Here is a 20,002-nt window from a genome sequence, read left to right as displayed (position 1 = left end):
CGTGTCGAACTTCAGGGCAAATTGCGAGCCATCGGCTTCATCGGCATGGGCGCCAAAAGCGGCGAAAGCGGCAACAGCGGCGACGGAGAGGAAACGGGCAGTCTTGTTCATGATGAAAATCCTTAAAAAACTTAAAAAAGCGTCTCAAAAAAGCCGGGTCAAAAACCATTCCTGAACCGGGTTCGGTGAGTCGCCTTGCGGGTTCGGCTCATCGATGGGATGAACTGTACGCCGATGGTGTTCAGGGAAAAACNCTGAACCGGGTTCGGTGAGTCGCCTTGCGGGTTCGGCTCATCGATGGGATGAACTGTACGCCGATGGTGTTCAGGGAAAAACTACTCAGTCGCAAACTAACTGTTCCAGTATCGGGAACAATCCGCCGACCCGTCGCCGGGCTGCCAAACCGCCTGTGGCAAACTCGCGCGCTTCGCTTTTTTGTTTGACCGAGTCTCAGAGAGTCCGCCCCACCCATGCAGCAGATCGTTCGGCAGTTGGCCGCAGAAATCAAAGTCAGTGAACAACAGGTGCGCGCAGCGGTGGAGCTGCTGGATGGCGGTGCCACGGTGCCCTTCATTGCGCGCTATCGCAAGGAAGTGACGGGCGGGCTGGACGACATTCAGCTGCGCGAACTGGAGGCGCGCCTGTCCTATCTGCGCGAGCTGGAAGACCGCCGCGTGGCCGTGCTCAAGGCGATTGACGAGCAGGGCAAGCTCACCGATGCACTGCGTGCCGCCATTGCGGTCGCCCCGACTAAGCAGGAGCTGGAAGACATCTACCTGCCGTTCAAGCAAAAGCGCCGCACCAAGGGCCAGATCGCGCGCGAGTTCGGCATCGAACCGCTGGCCGACAAGCTATTTGCCGACCCCACACTGGACCCCGCCGTCGAAGCTGCGGCGTTCACCAAGCCACCCGAAGTGCTGGATGACGGCAAGCCCGGTGCCGATTTCTCTACCGTGCCCGCTGTGCTGGATGGTGTGCGCGACATCCTCAGCGAGCGCTGGGCCGAAGACCCGGCGCTGGTGCAGAACCTGCGTGAGTGGCTGTGGGCCGAAGGCCTGCTGCGCAGCAAGAAGGTGGACAGCAAGAACGAGAACGACCCCGAGGTCTCCAAGTTCCGCGACTACTTCGACTACGACGAACCCATCGGCCGCGTGCCCTCGCACCGCGCGCTGGCTGTGTTTCGCGGGCGCGGACTCGAAATTCTGGAAGCCAAGCTGGTATTGCCGGTGGAGCCCGAACCCGGCAAGCCCAGCATCGCCGAAGGCAAGATCGCCCTGCACCTGGGCTGGAGCCACCAGGGCCGCAATGCCGATGACCTGATCCGCAAGTGCGTGGCCTGGACCTGGCGCGTGAAGCTCAGCCTCTCGACCGAGCGCGACCTGTTCGCCCGCTTGCGCGACGAGGCCGAGAAGGTGGCGATCAAGGTGTTTGCCGACAACCTGCGTGACCTGCTGCTGGCCGCACCGGCCGGCCCGCGCGTGGTGATGGGGCTGGACCCGGGCATCCGTACCGGCGTGAAGGTGGCCGTGGTGGATGCCACGGGCAAGCTGGTGGAGACGGCCACCGTGTACCCGCATGAGCCCAAGCGCGACTGGGATGGCTCGTTGTTCACCCTGGCCAAGCTGGTGGAAAAACACGGTGTGAACCTGATCGCCATTGGCAACGGCACGGCCAGCCGCGAGACCGACAAGCTGGCCGCTGACCTCATCAAGATGGCCGCCAAGGCTGAGCGCGCCATCGAGAAGGTGGTGGTGAGCGAGGCCGGTGCCTCGGTGTATTCCGCCAGCGAATATGCGTCGCAAGAGATGCCCGATGTGGACGTGAGCCTGCGTGGCGCGGCGTCCATCGCCCGCCGCCTGCAGGACCCGCTGGCCGAGCTGGTGAAGATCGACCCCAAGAGCATCGGCGTGGGCCAGTACCAGCACGACGTGAATCAGAGCGAGCTGGCCCGCACGCTGGGCACGGTGGTGGAAGACTGCGTGAACTCGGTGGGTGTAGACCTGAACACGGCCAGCGTGCCGCTGCTCAGCCGCGTGTCGGGCCTGTCGGGCAGTGTGGCCAAGGCCGTGGTGCGCTGGCGCGAGGCCAATGGTGCTTTCAAGAGTCGCAAACAGCTCATGGATGTGGCCGGCCTCGGTGCCAAGACCTTTGAGCAGAGCGCGGGCTTCTTGCGCATTCGCGGTGGTGACAACCCGCTGGACATGACGGGTGTTCATCCCGAGACCTACCCGGTGGTCGAGCAGATCATGGAAAAGACTGGCAAGCCGGTGGCCGAGATCATGGGCCGTGCCGACATGCTCAAGACCCTGAAGCCCGAGCTGTTTGCCAACGAGAAGTTTGGCGCGATCACTGTCAAGGACATCCTGGCCGAGCTGGAGAAGCCCGGCCGCGACCCGCGCCCCGACTTCAAGGTGGCGCGCTTCAACGACGGCGTGGAAGACATCAAGGACCTCAAGGAAGGCATGATCCTGGAGGGCACGGTGAGCAACGTGGCCCAGTTTGGCGCTTTCATCGACCTGGGCGTGCACCAGGACGGCCTGGTGCATGTGAGCCAGCTGGCGCACAAGTTCGTGAACGATGCGCGCGAGGTGGTCAAGACCGGCGACATCGTCAAGGTCAAGGTCATGGAGGTGGACGTGGAGCGCAAGCGCATCGGCCTGTCGATGAAGCTGGATGCCGCGCCACCGCGCCAGGGCGGCGACCGGGGCGCACCCCGTGACAACCGCTTTGAGGGCGCAGGCCGTAGCTACGCACAACCCCAGCGCCGTGGACCCGAGCCTGTGCAGCAGTCGGCCATGGCGTCCGCATTTGCGAAGTTGCAACAGGCCAAAGGCCGCTGACGCAGCCGGCTGTGCCGCCGGTGGTTTTTTGGCCGTGCAGGGGCCCATAATCGCCAGCACCTGAACCAACCACCGGCGCCGTACCCCATGGAGTTGAACGCACTGCTGGCCCAACCTGTGGCACTGCCCAGCCTTCCGCGCGCCGTGGCGCTGCTGATGAGCGAGCTGGCCCAGAACGAACCCAGCCTGCGGCGTCTGAACCAGCTGTTTGGCACCGATCCTGCCCTCGCGGCTCGTTTGCTGGAACTGGCCAATTCCCCCACCTTCCAGCTGCCCGGGCAGATCGCGGGCATCCCCGAGGCGCTGGCGCTGCTGGGCACCGCACAGCTGCGCACGTTGGTCACGTCGGCGCCGCTGGGCACCACGTCGCGCTCGGTGCCCGGGGTGAACATGCAGCAGTTCTGGCGCTACAGCCTCAACACGGCCAAGCTCGCGCGGTCGCTCGCTGGCATCGTCCACCACAACCAGATCGCGGCCTATACCGCCGGTTTGCTGCACGCCTTGGGCGAGCTGGTGATCCATCTGGCGGACCCCGAGAAGGCCCAGTCGGTCAACACTCTGGTAGCCCCGTTTGACCTGCGCCGCGACAAGATCGAGCAACGCATCTTTGGCTACAGCTACGGCCAGGTCACGGCGGGCTGCGCGCGCCGCTGGCAACTGCCCGAGGTGGTGATTGACGCCCTGCAGCACCAACACGCACCGTTTGACAACAAGGTCTACGAACCCCTGGCGGGCGTCATCCACCTGGCTGCCTGGCGCGCCCGCGCCCGCGAGGCGGAGCTGAACGAAAAAGAGCTGGCCGTGTCCTTCCCTGGCGAAGTGGGGCTGGCCCTGGGGCTCGACATCGACATGGTGCTGCAGCAAGACCCCATCGACTGGACCGCCCGACCGGATGCGGCGGCGGACTTCATCGTCTAGTTGCCCTGCGCCAGCGTAGCGGGGGTGGCATGGAGGGGCAGCCACCGGCCGATGTCCATGGGGGCCGTCTCACCGCAGCGGTTTGCGACAATCAGCGCCATGAAAGCACTGCGCATCCATGCTGGCCCCCGCGCCCGCCAACACCTGGAACAACAGGGCCTGCGGCCCGCTGACGTGGGCGTAATCCCGGCAGCAGCTGGCGGTCCCAAGGGACTGATCCTGGGGCCGATGGACCGGTTCATTTTTGGGGAGTGGCTGCCGCGCTCCGATCAGCCCGTGCACCTGGTGGGCGCCTCAATTGGCGCGTGGCGCATGGCCACGGCCTGCCTGCAGCAATCGGTGGCGGCTTTTGAGCGGCTGGAGCACGACTACATCCACCAGGACTACGAGCTGCCACCCGGAAAAAAGCGCCCCACGGCCGCCCATGTGAGCGAGCGGTTCGGCCAGAACCTGGAGGCCTTCTACGGCGGGCGGGTGCAGGAAGTGCTCAGCCACCCCCGCTACCGCCTGCACATCGTCACGTCCCGGGGCCGCCATGTGCTGGGGCGTGAGCATGCGCTGGGCACGCCGCTGGGGTATCTGGGGGCGTTTGTGACCAACACCGTGCACCGCAAGGCGATGGGGGCCTGGCTGGAGCGGGTGGTGTTTTCCTCGTCGGGTGCGGCACTGCCTTTTGCCACGACCGACTACCGCACCCGGCAGGTGGGGCTGAACGCAGACAATTTCATGCAGGCGCTGCAGGCCAGCTGCTCGATCCCGTTTGTCTTGCAGGCCGTTCACAACATCCCGGGCGCCCCGCGGGGCGCGTACTGGGACGGCGGCATCACCGACTACCACCTGCATCTTGCCTATGGCTTGCCGAATGTCGGTGCTTCTGAATTGATAGCTGCTCAGACAATAAGCACTAGCGCTCCCAGCGGAAAAATCTCAAAAACTGCGGCCGAGCCGCTGCGCGCGGGTGCTGGCGGCCTCGTGCTCTACCCCCACTTCCAGCACCGCGTGGTGCCGGGCTGGCTGGACAAGGGGCTGAAGTGGCGCCACAAGGCCACGTCCGCGCTCGACAACATGGTGGTGCTGTCGCCCGACCCGGACTGGGTGCGCCGCTTGCCCAACGCCAAGCTGCCCGACCGCAACGACTTCACCCACTACGGCACGGACAGCCGTGCCCGGGCCCAGGCGTGGCTCGCGGCCACGCGTGCCAGCCAGCAGCTGGTGGACGAGTGGCGCGAGTGGCTGGAGCGGCCTGACATGGGCGCGGTGCAGCCGCTGTAGGCCGCCAGGGCGGACGCGCCTCTGGGGCTCATTGGGTCTCCTGCGCTGGCCGAAGGCTCTCAGAACCTGTTCAAAGTCTTTTTGGAGTTGCACAAGTACCTTGCCGGGATGGGATGCAAGGCGCGGTGCGCCGCCGATAGCCCGTGCTATCGGCAAGCGCCGCAACGCCGCAGACCGCCCGGCAAGGCACTTGCCCGCAGGGTTGGAGTGAAATCGGGCGATTGAACGCCCCGGCTGCTTGCATGGGCACGAGCCCATGCGGCGCATCCGAAGCATCCACCCATCCCGATTGCACTTCAATGCAATCTCCAAAATGACTTTGAACAGGTTCTCAGGTCGAGGCAGGGCGACGTGCCGCCTCTTGCACCGCCCGGGCAGCATGGCGTGCAGCGTGGTCCCGGGCCCAAGGCAGCACGTCGGCCGCAGGCATGGGCCGGGCAATGCCATAACCCTGCGCGCGTTCGCAGCCCAGCTCCAGCAGCTTGGCGCAGTGTTCGGCGGTTTCGACGCCTTCGGCCACCACATGGCGGTGGAACGCAGCCGCCAGCGCCACGATGGCTTTGACGAGGGTAAGGTCGTCGCCGTCCTCCAGGATGCCGCGCACGAAGGACTGGTCGATCTTGATGGTCTCGGCGGGCAGGCGCTTGAGGTAGGACAGGGACGAAAAGCCGGTGCCGAAGTCGTCCAGCGCAAAACGCACGCCCAGGGCCTGGCAGCTTTGCATCATGCGGCGCATGTACTGCATGTCTTCGAGCGCGGCGGATTCCAGGATCTCCAGCTCCAGCCGCGAGGGAGACACCTCGGGGCAGGTGTGAAGGATGTCCTTGAGCCGCTGCACAAAGTTGGGCCGGTGAAAGTGGGGCGCTGCGATGTTGACGCTGACTTCCCATCCCATGCCCGCATCGCTCCACACCCGCATCTGCGCCAGGGCCTGGCGCAGCACCCATTCGCCCAGTTCGACCTGCAGGTCCGTGTCCTCCACCAGCGGCAGCACGTGCTGCGGGCCCAGCAGCCCCTCCTGCGGGTGTTGCCAGCGCAGCAGGGCTTCGAGCCCGATGATCTCGCCCGTGCGCAGGTTGACCTTGGGCTGGTAGTGCAGCACCAGTTCGCCCGCGTGCAGTGCGCGGGCCACCCGGGTCTGGCGGGTGTGCTGGGTCTGCACGGCGTGGTCGTGTTGCACGTCGAACACGTGCAGCTGGTTGCGCCCGAAGCTCTTGGCCTGGCACATGGCCTGGTCGGCATGGCGCAGCAGGGTGTCGGGGTTGGCGTCGTCTTGCGGAAACACGGCCACGCCAATGCTGACGGTGATGTTCACCAGGCGGTCGTCAATCGCATAGGGCGCGGCCAGTTGCTGCATCAGCACGGCCAGGCGCGCCTCGATGGCGGGCACATCGGGCTGTTCGCCCAGCAGCAGCACAAACTCGTCGCCGCCCATGCGGGCCACGGCTTCGTGTGCCGTGATGAACGCGCCCAGGCGCCGCGCCACTTCCTTGAGCAGACGGTCGCCGACGCGCTGGCCAAAGGTGTCGTTCACGGCCTGAAAGTGGTCCAGGTCCAGCATGCACACCGCCAGCAGCAGCTGCTTGTTGCGGGCCACAAACAGGGCGTGTGTGAGCTTTTCGGCGAGGGCCGCGCGGTTGTACAGACCGGTGAGCGCGTCGTGGCGGGCGTGCCACGAGATCTGGTGGCGCAGGTTGCGTGTTTCGGTCACGTCGCGGAACACCAGCACGCAGCCCGCCGCGTGGCCGCTGCCTTCGCGGATAGCGGCTGCCGTGTACTCGATGGCATAGCGCTCGCCCGAGCGGTGGATCAGCACCTCGTAGGTCGCCTGCTGCAGCCCACCCGGCTGGGTGTCGCGTTCGGCGGCCGCGCTGGCGGTGCGGCTGGCGGGCTCTTCGTACAGACGGAACACGTCGTCCAGCTGCCGGCCCAGCGCCTGATCGGCCGTGAATCCGGTCATGAGCTGTGCGGCCTCATTGATGGTCTCGATGCGCCCGCCCAGGTCGGTGGTGATGACCCCGTCGCCGATGGAGGCGAGGGTGACCTCGGCACGTTCCTTTTCGGCGCGCAGGGCTTCCTGGGCGCGCTTGCGCTCGGTCACGTCCACCAGCGTGCCGATGGTGCCAGCCAGTTCACCGTTGGTGCTGGTGAAGGGCGCTTCGAAATAGGCCATGTCCAGCGGGGGCTGGTGGGGCGGGCGGATGCGGATCTCGTTGTCGTGCGCGCTGGCGATGCGGGCCGACCGTTCCGGGGCCAGTTCGGCCGGCAGGCTGGCCCCTGCAACGCCGTCAGCACCTGGCTGCGACTGGAACAGGCGCTGCCATGCGCGGTTGGCGTCCAGGTAGGTGCCGTCGGCATGGCGCACAAACACGGGCAGGGGCAGGGCATCGATCAGCTGGCGGGTGAAGTGCAGTTGCTCGCTTTGCTGGCGCTGTGTTTCATGCAAGGACAGCACCAGAGATTGCACCTTGCCCGCCATGTCGTTGAAGGTCTCGGCCATGGCGCGGGACTCCAGCGTGCCGGTGACTTCCATGCGGGTGCTCAGATAGCCTTGGCGAAACGCGTCGGTGGCCTGGGCCAGGCGCTGCAGCATGCGGGCATTGGCCCGCAGCAGCAGCGTCAGCAGAAAGAAGATGGTGAAGATGTTGAGCGCCGAGATGCGTGCCTGTACCAGCACCGTGGCCCACACCTGGTCCGCCAGGGGCTGCGGGTGGGCCGTCACCGTCAGTCGGCCCAATGTGCCGTCTGCCAGCGCGAAGCCGGACTGCTGCACAGGGGCGGAGAGGTCCAGCCAATCGGCAAACCATTTCGGAGCATTGGCGGGGTAGGAAAGGGCGGTGACCTCGATGGCGGGCTGGTCGGCGGCCTGCCATTTGATGGACGCCACTGCCGGCGCGGCCTGCGCCAGCCCCTCGTTCAGGATACGGGTGACAGTGTCGGCATCGGGCGCGGGCTCGGCGGCCAGGCGCAGCTGCAACGGGTCGCTGGCGCGCCGCAGTTCGGTAGAGCCTTGCTGCAGGGCTTCGTCAGTTTCTGCAGCCAGCAGGTAGTGGTAGCGCACCCCCGTGACCAGCAGGATGATCGCCACGATGGACACATACAGCCGGGGGTAGGTGCCCCGCAGAAGCCAGGTGGTGAGATTTCCGGTGCGCATTGACGGTGGTCCTCCCCCACAACCCCAGTGGTAATGAATGGTTAATTAATTGTTGACAGCGGCGAGTCTATCTTGTGAGAAGTTGTGAGCGTGGTTTTGCATCGCGCTACCGGCGCGGTGTTGCTGATGTGTGACGTTTTGTAAAACTGCGGAGCTGCCAGCACGCGCAATGCGCGCCTGACAAGCGCACGGGCACGCGCTGGCTCCCCACCATGGGCTGCCGGGCCCAGGTGCACGGCGATGGTACCGAGGGTGAGGCGGCTGGGTTCAGAGCGACTGGGCCAGCATGTCGCGGTATTCCTCGGGGGTGGCGATGCGCGGGTTGGTCTTGTGGCAGTGGTCGGCCATCGCACCCTTGATGATGTCGTCGAACATCGCCTCGTTCACGCCCATCGCGGCCAGGCCGGTGGGCAGGCCCAGGCGGGCGTTCATGTCGCGGATGGCTTCGGGAATATCGCCTGCGCTGGCCAGGCCCATGGCGTGGGCCATGCGTTCCAGGCGCTTTTCCTTCTGCACCGATTCCGCCTGCGCATTGAAGCGCACCACGGCGGGCAGGAACATGGCGTTGAGCGTGCCGTGGTGCAGGCGCGGGTTCACGCCGCCCAGGCTGTGGCTGAGCGAGTGCACGGCGCCCAGGCCCTTCTGGAAGGCCATGGCGCCCTGCATGCTGGCGCTCATCATGTGCAGGCGTGCATCGCGGTCGCTGCCGTTTTTGGTGGCCTGCTCGATGTTCGCCCAGCCACGAGTCAGGCCGTCCAGCGCAATGCCGTCAGCGGGCGGGTTGAACGCGGCGGACATGAAGGTTTCCATGCAGTGTGCAATCGCGTCCATGCCCGTGGCTGCTGTGAGCATGGGGGGCAGGCCGAGGGTGAGTTCGGGGTCGCAGATGGCGGTCTTGGGCACCAGGTTCCACGAGTGGAAGCCGAGCTTGCGGTGGTCGTCCACGATGATGATCGCGCCGCGCGCCACCTCGCTGCCCGTGCCGCTGGTGGTGGGCACGGCGATCAGCGGCGCGGCGCGGTCGGTGATGCGCGGCGAGCCGCCTTCGATGGTGGCGTAGTGCGTCAGCGGCCCCTCGTGCGTGGCCGCAATCGCGATGCCCTTGGCGCAGTCGATGGCGGAGCCCCCGCCCACGGCGATCAGCCCGTCGCAGCCCTGGGCCTTGTACATGTCCACGGCGGCGCGCACGGCGGCCTCGGTGGGGTTGGAGGGGGTCTGGTCAAACACGGCGACTGTCATGCCGGGCAGCGCATCCAGCGCCTTTTGCAGCACGCCCGCGGCCTTCACGCCGGGGTCCGTCACGATCAACGGGCGGGTGATGCCCACGCGCTCGCATTCCTGCTTCAGCAATTGGACGGCGCCGAATTCAAACTGGATCTGGGTGACGTAGTAGATGAAAGCCATGGTGCAACAGAATGTGTGAATGGGGGTGCCAGCGATTACGATAGCTCGCCAGCCTTTGAAAAGGTTCTGAGCCCACTTTATAAGGAGGAGACAGCCTTGAAAACGAAGCAAACCCTGATGGCGGCCCTGTTGGCCGTCGCATCTGTGACAAGCGCCCAGGCCCAGTGCCTCACGGACGCGCAGGCCGCCGACCTGGTGGCCAACTATGTGGCCAAGACCCCGGCGGCCAACCCCGAGAACCTTTCGGACGCCGACGGCGCCTGCACACGCGGCAAGGTCAACGCCTTGCTGGCCCAGCGCATGGGCAAGGTGATTGGCTACAAGGCGGGCTTGACCAACCCCGCCGTGCAAAAGCGCTTCAACACCGACAAGCCCGTGTGGGGCAAGCTCTACGAGGGCATGGTGCTGCCCAGTGGCGCCACGGTGGATGCGGCTTTCGGTGCCCGCCCGCTGTACGAGGCCGACATGCTGGTGCGCGTGAAAAGCGCCGCCATCAACCAGGCCAAGACCCCCATGGACGTGCTGGACGCCGTGGACCAGATCATTCCCTTTATCGAGCTGCCCGACCTGATGGTGCAGGCGCCGCCCAAGCTCAACGGTGCGGGCGTGACTGCCATCAACGTGGGCGCGCGCCTGGGCGTGGCGGGTGCCCCGATTGCCGTGCCGGCGTACCGGGGCGAGCGTTTTGCCATGCTCCAGGCCCTGGCCGACATGAACGTGTCGCTGACCGATGGCGCGGGTGCGCGCTTGGGGGGCGGCAAAGGCAGCGACATCCTGGACCACCCGCTCAACGCGGTGGTGTGGCTGGCCGGTGCGCTCGCGCAGGAAGGCCTGGCCATGCAGCCGGGCGATCTGATCAGCCTGGGCTCGTTCTCTGCATTGCTGCCGCCCAAGGCTGGCTTGTCGGTGACGGCCACCTACGACGGCTTGCCCGGCGCAGCACCCGTGCGACTGAGTTTCAAGTAACCCCCCCTGATCGGCCCGCCGCCTTGCGGGCCGATGTCTTCTTTGCCGAGACCCCAACCGTTGATCGACCTGCACATCCACCACACCCACCTGACCCCCCAGATGCGCAGCGTGCTCGAACGCATGGCCCGCGCCGGGCACCCGCCGCTGCACACACGCACGCCACAGGAGGCACGCATCGCCTACCAGGCGGGCGCCGATGTTCTGGAGGTGCCCAAGGCCGCGCTGGCGCGGGTGGAAGACCTGCAGATCCCCACCGGCGACGGAGCCATGCTGCCCGCACGGCTGTACGCGCCCAGCACCGACAAGGGCTTGCCCGTGCTGCTGTACACGCACGGCGGCGGCTTCACCATTGGCAACATCGCCACGCACGACATCCTGTGCCGCGAGCTGGCGCGTCTGGCCGGTTGCATGGTGGTGTCGCTGGACTACCGGCTGGCGCCGGAGCACCGCTTTCCCACAGCCAGTAATGATGCGTGGGATGCGCTGCAGTGGCTGGCCGCCCATGCAGAAAGCCTGGGCGCCGACCCCCAGCGCCTGGCCGTGGGCGGCGACAGTGCAGGCGGTACCCTCGCCGCCGTCAACGCCATCCTGGCGCGCGATGCCGGCCTGCCGCTGGCGCTGCAACTGCTGATCTACCCCGGCTGCGCCGCGCACCAGGACACGCCTTCACACGCCACCTTTGCACGCGGCCTGGTGCTGGAGGAGCCCGCCATCAGCTGGTTCTTTGGCCATTACGTGACCACCCGCGAGGAGCGCGAGGACTGGCGTTTTGCGCCGCTGCTGGCGCCGGACGTGGAGGGCGTGGCGCCCGCGTGGATCGGCCTGGCCGAATGCGACCCGCTGGTGGACGAAGGCGTTGACTATGCCGACAAGCTCCGCCTGGCGGGCGTGCCCGTGGACCTGGACATCTACCGGGGCGTGACCCACGAATTCATCAAGATGGGCCGCGCCATCCCCGAAGCGCGCAAGGCCCATGCCGACGCCGCCCGCGCGCTGCGGCTGGCTTTTCACCTGGAGTAAACGAACCCATGCAACGCAGTGATTTCCGTTGTTTCCACCGCCTGCGCGTGCGCTGGGCCGAGGTGGACATGCAAAAGATCGTGTTCAACGCGCACTACCTCATGTACGTGGATACCGCCATGTCCGAGTACTGGCGCGCGCTGGCGCTGCCGTACGAGGCGAGCATGCTGGCGCTGGGCGGCGAGATGTATGTGAAGAAGGCCACGGTGGAGTACCACGCCTCGGCGCGGCTTGATGACACGCTGGACGTGGGCCTGAAGTGCGCGCGCATCGGCAATTCGTCGTGCCTGTTCACGGCGGGCATTTTCTGTGGTGACCGACTGCTCATCTCTGCCGAGCTGGTCTACGTGTTTGCCGACCCGGCCACACAGACCTCGCGCCCGGTACCGGCCGCACTGCGTGCGATCTTTGAAGGCTTTGAAGCGGGCGCCGAAATGGCCGAGGTGCGCACGGGCGACTGGAACACCCTGGGCCGCGATGCCGGCCGCGTGCGCACCGATGTGTTTGTGCACGAACAGGGCATTCCGGCCGAGGTCGAGGCCGATAGGCACGACATCTCGGCGCGCCACGCTGTGCTGTACAACCGGCTGGGCATGCCCGTCGCTGCGGGCCGCCTGCTGCAGCACGCACCCGGAGTGGGCCGCATCGGCCGCATGGCGGTGGACCGGTCGGTGCGCGGTGCGCAGTGGGGCCGCCAATTGCTGGATGCGCTGGTGGACGCGGCGCGTGCCCGGGGCGATGCCGAAGTGCAATTGCACGCCCAGCGCAGCGCCGAGGGCTTTTACCGCCGCGCGGGGTTCACGGTGGTGGGCGAGCCGTACGAAGAGGCAGGCATTGCACACATTGCCATGGCCCGCAAGCTCTGATGGTTTGCTATTAAAAGGGGAGCTGCTCGGGCATGTTGGACTAGCGCCTGTGCCCGATTTGGCTCAAATATCGTCCAGCAGCGGGTAGGGCAGGGGCAGCAGCGACAACGCCACGCCGCCTTCTGCGCCCACTTGCAGAGAGCCCTCTTGGGCAGCGCTGATCTGCAGCGACACGATGGTGTCAAACCCGCCGCCCGGCGCAGCGGCTACTTGCACCACGGTGCCGCAGGGTTGTTCGAGGTCGCTGGTGCTGAACACCTCGGCGCCCACCGCCACCTCGGCTGCTGCGTGGGCAATGTAGGCGCGGCGCTTGAGCGTGCCACGGAACTGGCTGCGCGCCACAATTTCTTGGCCGGGGTAGCAGCCCTTCTTGAAGTTCACGCCGCCCACAGACTCGTAGTTGAGCATCTGGGGTACAAAGGCTTCGACCACTGGCGTGGTCAGCGTGGCGACACCGCTGATGACTTCGCTCCAGAGCCACAGCGTGGCATCCAGCGCAGGGCCTGCGGGCGCTGGCTCTGTGGCGGGGGCTACCCAGAGGGCGCGCGGAGTGCCGTCGGCGGGGTACAGGTGCACCACGGTGGCGGCACCCGCATCGGCCTTGGTCCAGGCGGGCTGGGCGCTGCCAGCTACGGAGTTGATAGCGTCTCCGGCAACGCCATAAAGGGAGATGTCACCGGTGGCATCCGTCAGCTTGGCCTTGGCACGCAGCACAAACATCGACAGGCGCTTGAGCGTGGCAGGCAGCAGGTCGCGGCTGCAGACCAGCAGCACCTCGGTGGCGCTACGCTTGAAGCCGATGAAGCTGGCCTGCATGCGGCCCTTGGCCGACAAGAAGGCCGCGAGGCGGGCCTGGTCCATGCCGAGCAGGGCGAAATCCTGGGTGAGCTGGCCGTGCAGAAACTTGGCGGCGTCTTCGCCTTCCACGCGAATCACGCCGAGGTGGGACAGGGGGGCAATGCCATTCAAGTGATAGGTCATCGCTGAATTATGATGCCCTGATTCATACATATTGGTAGCAGGGTTGTGCGACGTTTACTGGCTTTGATCGTGTTGGTGGGGATCGCACTGGGCGGCGCTGCGTATTGGTGGCTGCACCAGCCGCTCGACGTGGGCCCCGAGCCGCTGGAGCTGGCCATCGAGCCCGGCACCACGCCGCGCGGCGTGGCCCGCGATGTGGTGGCGGCCGGGGTGAAGACGGACGCGCGCCTGCTCTACGCCTGGTTCCGCGTCTCGGGGCAAGACCGCGCCATCAAGGCGGGCAACTACGAAATCCCGCCCGGCACCACCCCCATCAGCCTGCTGCAGAAGCTGGCCCGGGGCGAAGAGGCCTTGCGCGCACTCACCTTGGTTGAAGGCTGGAACTGGCGCCAGGTGCGCCAAGCGCTGGCCAAGGAAGAGCAGATCAAACACGATGCTGCCGCCTTGACCGACGAGGCGCTGATGGCCCAGCTGGGCCGCCCCGGCGTGGCGCCCGAGGGGCGGTTCTTCCCGGACACCTACACCTACGCCAAAGGCTCCAGCGACATCGCCTTGCTGCGCCGGGCGATGCACGCCATGGACCGCCATCTGGAGGCGGCCTGGGCCCAGCGCGCGGCCGACACCCCGCTCAAGTCGGCGGAAGAGGCGCTGACGCTAGCCAGCATTGTCGAAAAGGAAACTGGCAAGGCCAGCGACCGGGGCCAGATTGCGGGCGTGTTCGTCAACCGCCTGCGGGTGGGCATGCTGCTGCAGACCGACCCCACGGTGATCTACGGCCTGGGCGAAAAGTTTGACGGCAACCTGCGCAAGCGCGACCTGCAGACCGACACCCCCTGGAACACCTACACCCGCCCCGGCTTGCCGCCCACTCCCATCGCCATGCCCGGCAAGGCCTCGCTGCTGGCCGCCGTGCAGCCGCAGGCCACGCGCGCGCTCTACTTTGTGGCCAAGGGCGACGGTACCAGCCATTTCAGTGCCTCGCTGGAGGAGCACAACCGCGCCGTCAACCGCTACCAGCGCGGGCAGCAGTAAACAGTTTCTTGAACCAAGGCGCCCATGTCACGACCCGGTCTGTTCATCACGTTTGAAGGCATCGACGGTGCGGGCAAGTCCTCGCACATCGAAGGCCTGGCCGCGGCCTTCCGCACCCAGGGCCGTACTGTCACCGTGAGCCGCGAGCCCGGCGGCACGCCGCTTGCCGAAAAGCTGCGCGAAATGGTCCTGAACGACCCGATGGATGCGCTTACCGAGTCCCTGCTGATCTTTGCGGCCCGCCGCGACCACCTGCGCAACGTGATCGAGCCCGCGCTGGCCCGTGGCGACGTGGTGCTGTGCGACCGGTTCACCGACGCCACCTTTGCCTACCAGGGCGCGGGGCGGGGCTTCGATCTGGGTGTGCTATCAACTTTGGAGCGCCTGGCGCAGACGGGACTGGCGCCTGAGACCAGTTTGATGCGTGAACCCGACCTGACGGTGTGGTTTGACCTGGCACCCGAGGTGGCGGCCGAGCGGCTGGCCGGTGCGCGTGTGCCTGACCGCTTCGAGGCCCAACCGGTGGAGTTCTTCCGCCGCGTCGCCCAGGGCTATGCAGACCGCGCAGCCGCTGCACCGCAACGGTTTGCGCGCCTGGATGCGGCGCAGGACCGCCACCGCGTGTGGCAGCAGCTCACCAGCGTGTTTGTGCGCAAGGGCTGGCTGGCCATCATGGTGGCTACGCAGGGAGGGCCGCAATGAGCGAGACCGCCGTGGCCCTGGCGCCCTGGATCGCTGCGCAGCGCACCAGCCTGCTGGCCCAGCGCGGCCACGCGTGGCTGTTGCAAGGGCCGTCGGGCCTGGGGCAATACACCCTGGGGCTGGAAATGGTGCGCGCATGGCTGTGCGATGCGCCGACAGAGCAGGGCGCCTGCGGCCACTGCGGCAGCTGCCACGCCATCGACGTGCGCACCCATGCCGACCTGTGCGTGCTGATGCCCGAGGTGCAGATGATGGCGCTGGGCTGGCCCCTGTCGGAAAAGGCCCAGGCCGACATTGACGACAAAAAGCGCAAGCCCAGCCGCGAGATCCGCGTGGAGGCCATGCGCGATGCGGTGGAGTTTTCGCAGCGCACCTCGGCGCGTGGCAAAGGCAAGGCCGTGCTGGTTTACCCCGCCGAGCAGATGAACCATGTCACGGCCAACGCGCTGCTCAAGACGCTGGAAGAACCGCCGGGCGACGTGCGTTTTGTGCTGGCCAGCGAGGCTGCGCACCAACTGCTGCCCACCATCCGCAGCCGCTGCCTGGGCCACACCATGGTCTGGCCTGTGGAGGCCGACAGCTTGGCCTGGTTGCAGGCCCAGGGCGTGGCCCGGGATGCGGCATTGTCGTTTCTGCGTGCAGCAGGCGGGCGGCCCGAGGACGCCCTGGCGCTGGCCCAGTCGGGCCGCAGCCCGCAGGCCTGGTCCGCCTTGCCCCAGGCCGTGGCGCGGGGTGATGTGACGGCGCTGGGCGACTGGGCCCCGGCCCAGGTGATCGATGCGCTGCAAAAGCTCTGCCATGACCTGCTGGCCGCCAGCGTGGGCGCCGCGCCGCGCTACTTTGCGCAGGCCGACCTGCCCAAGACGCCGCCACTGGGTGCGCTCACACGCTGGTCTCGCGCACTGTCCAAGGCGGCGCGCACGGCAGACCACCCGTTCAATGGCGGGCTCATGCTGGAGGCGCTTGTCGCCCAGGCGCGAAACACCCTACACTCCAGACACTAAGCCGCACACCCACCCATGAGCAGTCCATCCACCGCGCCCCGTCCCAGCGTCATGCAGCTGGCCATCAAGGAAAAGGCCGCGCTCTACGCCGCCTACATTCCTTTTTTTGCCGAAGGGGGCATCTTTGTGCCCACCCAGCGCGACTACAAGCTGGGCGACGATGTGTATGTGCTGCTGACCCTGCCCGACGACACCCAGCGCTACCCCGTAGCAGGCCGCGTGGCCTGGGTGACACCGGCCCGTGCTGCAGGCAACCGCACCCAGGGGGTGGGCATCCAGTTCCCAAAGGACGAAAAATCCCGCCAGCTCAAGGCCAAGATCGAGGAATTGCTGGGAACTGCGCTGGGCTCCGACCGTCCTACCCAGACGATCTGACCGCGCCACCGCCGCCCCCGTGCCGACCCGCGCTGGCTGGTCGGCTTTTTTGTTTTTCATCACATGTTCACTGATTCGCACTGCCACCTCAACTTCCCGGAACTGGTCAGCCAGCTGCCCGCCATCCGCCAGGCCATGGCCGAGGCGCAGGTCACCCGGGCCCTGTGCATTTGCACCACCATGGAAGAGTTCGAGGGCGTGCACGCCCTGGCCCTGGCCCATGACAACTTCTGGAGCACGGTGGGCGTGCACCCCGACAACGAGGGCGTGACGGAGCCCAGCGTGCGGGATCTGCTGGACCGCGCGGCGCTGCCCCGCGTGGTGGCGATTGGCGAGACCGGCCTGGACTACTACGGCATGGAAGATCGCAAGGGCGGGCGCAGCATTGCCGACCTGGAGTGGCAGCGCGACCGCTTCCGCACCCACATCCGCGCGGCGCGCGCCTGTGGCAAGCCCCTCATCATCCACACGCGCAGTGCCTCCGACGACACGCTGGCCATCCTGCAGGAAGAGGGCGAGGATGGCGCAGGCAATCTGGCGGGTGGCGTTTTCCACTGCTTTACCGAATCGATGCAGGTCGCGCGCGCTGCGCTGGATCGGGGCTACTACATCTCGTTCTCGGGCATCGTGACCTTCAAGAGCGCGCAGGAGCTGCGCGACGTGGTGGCCTTTGTGCCACTGGACCGCATGCTCATCGAGACCGACAGCCCCTACCTGGCCCCGGTGCCCTACCGTGGCAAGACCAACAATCCGTCGTATGTGCCCCATGTGGCCCGGCAGGTGGCCGAGACCAAGGGCCTGGCGCTGGAGGCAGTGGCGGAGGCCACCAGCCGCAATTTCGACCGTTTGTTCCCTGAGGTGATGGCATGAGCCTGCAACGACGTTCTGCTTTGGCCGCCGTGGCGGTGGGCCTGGTGTCAGTCCGGGCCTGGGCCGGTGCCTATGAAGATTTTTTTGTGGCCGTCCTGCGCGATGACGGTGATGCAATCACTGCGCTGCTGCGCCGGGGGTTTGATCCGAACACCCGTGATCGCAAGGGGCAGGTGGGGCTCATGATTGCCCTGCAAAACGGCGCGAACAAGGCCGTTGCTGCGTTGCTGGCATCCCGTCGGCTGAATGTGGAGGCCCGCAATGCCAAGGACGAAAGCCCGTTGATGATGGCTGCCATCAAGGGCAACGTGGAGGCCGTCAAGGCGCTCATCGCGCGCGATGCCGATGTCAACAAGACGGGGTGGACACCATTGCACTACGCCGCGTCGGCAGGTTCGCCGCAGCATGCGGTCATCATTGGGTTGCTGCTCGAAAACCACGCCTACATCGATGCAGCATCGCCCAACGGCACCACGCCGCTGATGATGGCGGCGCATTACGGCTCTACCGAGGCCGTGCAATTGCTGCTGGACGAAGGGGCTGACCCCACGCTCAAGAACCAGCTGGGCTTGACCGCCGCTGATTTCGCCTTGCGCGTGAGCCGTACCGAGTCTGCGGAGAGAATCGCTGCGGCTATTCGGAAGCGCCAGCCCAACCGGGGCAAGTGGTAGCCAAGGCAAACGCCTGCAGCCCATAGCGGGCTGCTGCAGAGTGGGCCCTGGGCAATATTTAGAGATCAGCGAAGGCCAGCACCAGTCGTGCCGCGCCTGCTTACTCAGCGATGGTCCCCGAGCCCGACGCGGCGCGTGTCTGCAGCCGCGCATACAGCCCACCTTGCGCTATCAACTCGCTGTGGGTGCCTTGCTCGGCGATGCGCCCGCGCTCCATCACCACCACGCGGTCGGCATGCTCGATGGTGGAGAGTCGGTGCGCAATGACCAGCGTCGTGCGGCCTTGCATCAGCCGCTGCAGGGCTTCCTGCACCAGGCGTTCCGATTCGGTGTCCAGGGCCGAAGTCGCCTCGTCCAGGATGAGGATGGGAGCGTCCTTGTACAAGGCCCGAGCAATGGCCAGCCGCTGACGCTGCCCACCGGACAACTGCGTAGCGTTGTGCCCCACCACCGTGTGGATGCCCTGTGGCAGACCGGCCACGTGCTCAGCGAGATTGGCGGCAGCGAGGCATTCCAGCACGCGGGTTTCGTTCACGGCCTGGCCCAGCGCCACATTGGTGGCGATGGTGTCATTGAACATCACCACGTCTTGGCTCACCATGGCAAATTGCGACCGGAGGGAGGGCAGGTCCCAGTCCGGCAAGGCATGCCCGTCGACCGCGATGGTGCCCGCCGAAGGCATGACAAAACGCGGGAGCAGGTTGACCAGCGTGGTCTTGCCGGCGCCAGAGGGCCCCACCAGTGCCACGATCTCGCCCGGGGCCACCTGCAGGCTGACCCCATCCAAGGCGGGGGCGTGGTCGGCGCCAAACGATACGGTGACGTTGCTCAGCGTGAGCGCGCCTTGCACGCGGTCCTTGCGGTAGGTGCCGCCGGTTTCCGCGCCGGTGTCGCCCAGCAGCCCCAGGCCGCGCTCCAAGGCGGCGACACCCCGGGTCACGGGGCTGGCTACATCCGCCAGGCGCCGGATCGGCGCGATCAGCATCAGCATGGCCGTAATGAACGACACAAACCCGCCCACGGTCACGTCCTTCGTATCGACCGCACCCCGGCTCTGCCAGAGCGCAATGCAGATCACCACCGACAGCGCAGCGGCGGCCAGCAACTGGGTCAGCGGTGTCATGGCTGCGGAGGCGATGGTGGACTTGATAGCCAGGCGGCGCAGGCTGCGGCTCAGGTCGGCAAAACGCTGCGCCTGCCCGCCTTGCGCGCCATGCAGGCGCACCATACGATGCGCCAGCACGTTTTCTTCGACCACATAGGCCAGTTCATCCGTGGCCTGCTGGCTGCTCTTGGTCAGGTGGTACAGCCGCCGCGACAGGGTCTTCATGATCCAGGCGACCCCCGGGACGACGACGGCAACAATCAGTGTGAGCTGCCAGTTGAGGTACAGCAAATAGACCAGCAGCGCGACCAGCGTGAAGCCATCGCGCGACAGGCCGAGCAGGGCCTGCACCAGCAACGTGGCACCGGTCTGCACTTCATAGACCACGGTGTTGGAGAGGGCGCTGGCCGACTGGCGCGCAAACAATCCCATTTCTGCGGCCAGAACACGATCAAACAGCGCCTGACGCAGTGTCAGCATGCCTTCATTGGCGATGCGCGCCAGTGCATATTGACCCACAAACTGGGCTACGCCGCGGACGAAGAAAACCCCCAGAATTGCCAGGGGCACCATCCACAGCTGCAAGGTGCCTTGGGTAAAGCCCTTGTCCAGCAGCGGCTGCAGCAGGGCAGGGATCAGGGGTTCGGTGATTGCACCCACCAAGGTTGCAACAATGGCCAGACTCCAGGCCATTCGCTGGTCGCCAAAGTACACCGACAGCCGCCTCAGGCGCGCCATCAAGGTCGTGGGGGGGGGAGGGGCTGTGGCGGGCTTGGTGCCCGTGTCGGTGGCTTGCATGTCGCCCGGATTCTACGTTTG

At 66.4% G+C, this 20,002-nt stretch carries 16 protein-coding genes and 1 pseudogene; 12 read left to right on the top strand and 5 right to left on the bottom strand.

Annotated features, from left to right (window positions below; genetic code table 11):
* Positions 1-111 (bottom strand): annotated as a pseudogene (locus ASC83_RS24110) (DUF4148 domain-containing protein); the annotation flags it as partial.
* Between the two features lie 359 nt (positions 112-470).
* Between ASC83_RS24110 and ASC83_RS13685 the strand changes: the two are divergent.
* The 3 genes from ASC83_RS13685 (at position 471) to ASC83_RS13675 (ending at position 5,030) form a co-directional block, all read left to right on the top strand.
* On the top strand, positions 471-2,840 hold the full coding sequence (locus tag ASC83_RS13685; RefSeq protein WP_056063450.1) for a Tex family protein: 2,370 nt from the start codon (positions 471-473) through the stop codon (positions 2,838-2,840).
* An 87-nt stretch (positions 2,841-2,927) separates the two neighbouring features.
* Positions 2,928-3,758, top strand: a complete 831-nt coding sequence (locus ASC83_RS13680) for an HDOD domain-containing protein (RefSeq protein ID WP_056063447.1) — start codon at positions 2,928-2,930, stop codon at positions 3,756-3,758.
* A 99-nt stretch (positions 3,759-3,857) separates the two neighbouring features.
* Positions 3,858-5,030: a patatin-like phospholipase family protein gene (locus tag ASC83_RS13675; RefSeq protein ID WP_056063444.1), complete on the top strand. Its 1,173-nt coding sequence runs from the start codon at positions 3,858-3,860 to the stop codon at positions 5,028-5,030.
* Between the two features lie 331 nt (positions 5,031-5,361).
* Here the strand turns inward: ASC83_RS13675 and ASC83_RS13670 are convergent, their stop codons facing one another.
* Together ASC83_RS13670 and ASC83_RS13665 are read right to left on the bottom strand one after the other, a co-directional pair.
* A complete protein-coding gene (locus ASC83_RS13670; protein WP_056063441.1) occupies positions 5,362-8,184 on the bottom strand; it encodes an EAL domain-containing protein in 2,823 nt (940 codons plus the stop codon).
* A gap of 267 nt (positions 8,185-8,451) precedes the next feature.
* The gene (locus ASC83_RS13665; RefSeq protein ID WP_056063438.1) at positions 8,452-9,588 is read right to left on the bottom strand and encodes an iron-containing alcohol dehydrogenase; all 1,137 of its coding nucleotides are present in this window, start codon (positions 9,586-9,588) and stop codon (positions 8,452-8,454) included.
* Positions 9,589-9,684: 96 nt separating this feature from the next.
* On the opposite strand from ASC83_RS13665, the gene ASC83_RS13660 reads away from it, so the two are divergent.
* The 3 genes from ASC83_RS13660 (at position 9,685) to ASC83_RS13650 (ending at position 12,443) form a co-directional block, all read left to right on the top strand.
* Entirely contained in the window at positions 9,685-10,554 is an 870-nt protein-coding gene (locus ASC83_RS13660) for a 2-keto-4-pentenoate hydratase (protein ID WP_156379509.1), read from the top strand.
* Between the two features lie 102 nt (positions 10,555-10,656).
* The gene (locus tag ASC83_RS13655) at positions 10,657-11,577 is read left to right on the top strand and encodes an alpha/beta hydrolase (RefSeq protein WP_200938959.1); all 921 of its coding nucleotides are present in this window, start codon (positions 10,657-10,659) and stop codon (positions 11,575-11,577) included.
* A gap of 8 nt (positions 11,578-11,585) precedes the next feature.
* On the top strand, positions 11,586-12,443 hold the full coding sequence (locus ASC83_RS13650) for a YbgC/FadM family acyl-CoA thioesterase (protein WP_056063429.1): 858 nt from the start codon (positions 11,586-11,588) through the stop codon (positions 12,441-12,443).
* A gap of 63 nt (positions 12,444-12,506) precedes the next feature.
* Here the strand turns inward: ASC83_RS13650 and ASC83_RS13645 are convergent, their stop codons facing one another.
* Positions 12,507-13,424 carry a folate-binding protein YgfZ gene (locus ASC83_RS13645; protein WP_056063426.1) on the bottom strand — a complete coding sequence of 306 codons (918 nt, stop codon included), beginning with the start codon at positions 13,422-13,424 and terminating at the stop codon, positions 12,507-12,509.
* Between the two features lie 45 nt (positions 13,425-13,469).
* Between ASC83_RS13645 and mltG the strand changes: the two genes are divergently transcribed.
* From mltG to ASC83_RS13615, 6 genes are all read left to right on the top strand, one after another.
* The gene (gene mltG, locus ASC83_RS13640; protein ID WP_304439367.1) at positions 13,470-14,456 is read left to right on the top strand and encodes an endolytic transglycosylase MltG; all 987 of its coding nucleotides are present in this window, start codon (positions 13,470-13,472) and stop codon (positions 14,454-14,456) included.
* 24 nt (positions 14,457-14,480) lie between these two features.
* On the top strand, positions 14,481-15,158 hold the full coding sequence (tmk, locus tag ASC83_RS13635) for a dTMP kinase (RefSeq protein ID WP_056063420.1): 678 nt from the start codon (positions 14,481-14,483) through the stop codon (positions 15,156-15,158).
* On the top strand, positions 15,155-16,162 hold the full coding sequence (locus ASC83_RS13630; RefSeq protein WP_056063416.1) for a DNA polymerase: 1,008 nt from the start codon (positions 15,155-15,157) through the stop codon (positions 16,160-16,162). Before tmk ends, ASC83_RS13630 begins: the two co-directional genes overlap by 4 nt.
* A gap of 15 nt (positions 16,163-16,177) precedes the next feature.
* A complete protein-coding gene (locus ASC83_RS13625; protein ID WP_015013859.1) occupies positions 16,178-16,537 on the top strand; it encodes a PilZ domain-containing protein in 360 nt (119 codons plus the stop codon).
* Positions 16,538-16,600: 63 nt separating this feature from the next.
* Positions 16,601-17,407, top strand: a complete 807-nt coding sequence (locus ASC83_RS13620; RefSeq protein WP_056063413.1) for a TatD family hydrolase — start codon at positions 16,601-16,603, stop codon at positions 17,405-17,407.
* A complete protein-coding gene (locus ASC83_RS13615; protein WP_056063408.1) occupies positions 17,404-18,078 on the top strand; it encodes an ankyrin repeat domain-containing protein in 675 nt (224 codons plus the stop codon). The genes ASC83_RS13620 and ASC83_RS13615 overlap by 4 nt, the downstream gene beginning before the upstream one ends.
* 100 nt (positions 18,079-18,178) lie before the next feature.
* Here ASC83_RS13615 and msbA read toward each other — a convergent pair whose 3' ends face one another.
* Complete coding sequence (gene msbA, locus ASC83_RS13610; RefSeq protein WP_056063406.1) at positions 18,179-19,981, bottom strand: lipid A export permease/ATP-binding protein MsbA; 1,803 nt, start codon at positions 19,979-19,981, stop codon at positions 18,179-18,181.
* Positions 19,982-20,002 lie beyond the last annotated feature (21 nt).

It is taken from the genome of Acidovorax sp. Root402 (assembly GCF_001425125.1).
Lineage (GTDB): Bacteria > Pseudomonadota > Gammaproteobacteria > Burkholderiales > Burkholderiaceae_C > Acidovorax > Acidovorax delafieldii.
Note: the sequence above shows the minus strand (reverse complement) of the source record. Positions and strands in the feature narration are given on the sequence as shown.

Coding starts and splice junctions, on each gene's coding strand:
- ASC83_RS13685 (WP_056063450.1), top strand. CDS start 471: ATGCAGCAGATCGTTCGGCAGTTGGCCGCAGAAATCAAAGTCAGTGAA.
- ASC83_RS13680 (WP_056063447.1), top strand. CDS start 2,928: ATGGAGTTGAACGCACTGCTGGCCCAACCTGTGGCACTGCCCAGCCTT.
- ASC83_RS13675 (WP_056063444.1), top strand. CDS start 3,858: ATGAAAGCACTGCGCATCCATGCTGGCCCCCGCGCCCGCCAACACCTG.
- ASC83_RS13670 (WP_056063441.1), bottom strand. CDS start 8,184: ATGCGCACCGGAAATCTCACCACCTGGCTTCTGCGGGGCACCTACCCC.
- ASC83_RS13665 (WP_056063438.1), bottom strand. CDS start 9,588: ATGGCTTTCATCTACTACGTCACCCAGATCCAGTTTGAATTCGGCGCC.
- ASC83_RS13655 (WP_200938959.1), top strand. CDS start 10,657: ATGCGCAGCGTGCTCGAACGCATGGCCCGCGCCGGGCACCCGCCGCTG.
- ASC83_RS13650 (WP_056063429.1), top strand. CDS start 11,586: ATGCAACGCAGTGATTTCCGTTGTTTCCACCGCCTGCGCGTGCGCTGG.
- ASC83_RS13645 (WP_056063426.1), bottom strand. CDS start 13,424: ATGACCTATCACTTGAATGGCATTGCCCCCCTGTCCCACCTCGGCGTG.
- tmk (WP_056063420.1), top strand. CDS start 14,481: ATGTCACGACCCGGTCTGTTCATCACGTTTGAAGGCATCGACGGTGCG.
- ASC83_RS13630 (WP_056063416.1), top strand. CDS start 15,155: ATGAGCGAGACCGCCGTGGCCCTGGCGCCCTGGATCGCTGCGCAGCGC.
- ASC83_RS13625 (WP_015013859.1), top strand. CDS start 16,178: ATGAGCAGTCCATCCACCGCGCCCCGTCCCAGCGTCATGCAGCTGGCC.
- ASC83_RS13620 (WP_056063413.1), top strand. CDS start 16,601: ATGTTCACTGATTCGCACTGCCACCTCAACTTCCCGGAACTGGTCAGC.
- ASC83_RS13615 (WP_056063408.1), top strand. CDS start 17,404: ATGAGCCTGCAACGACGTTCTGCTTTGGCCGCCGTGGCGGTGGGCCTG.
- msbA (WP_056063406.1), bottom strand. CDS start 19,981: ATGCAAGCCACCGACACGGGCACCAAGCCCGCCACAGCCCCTCCCCCC.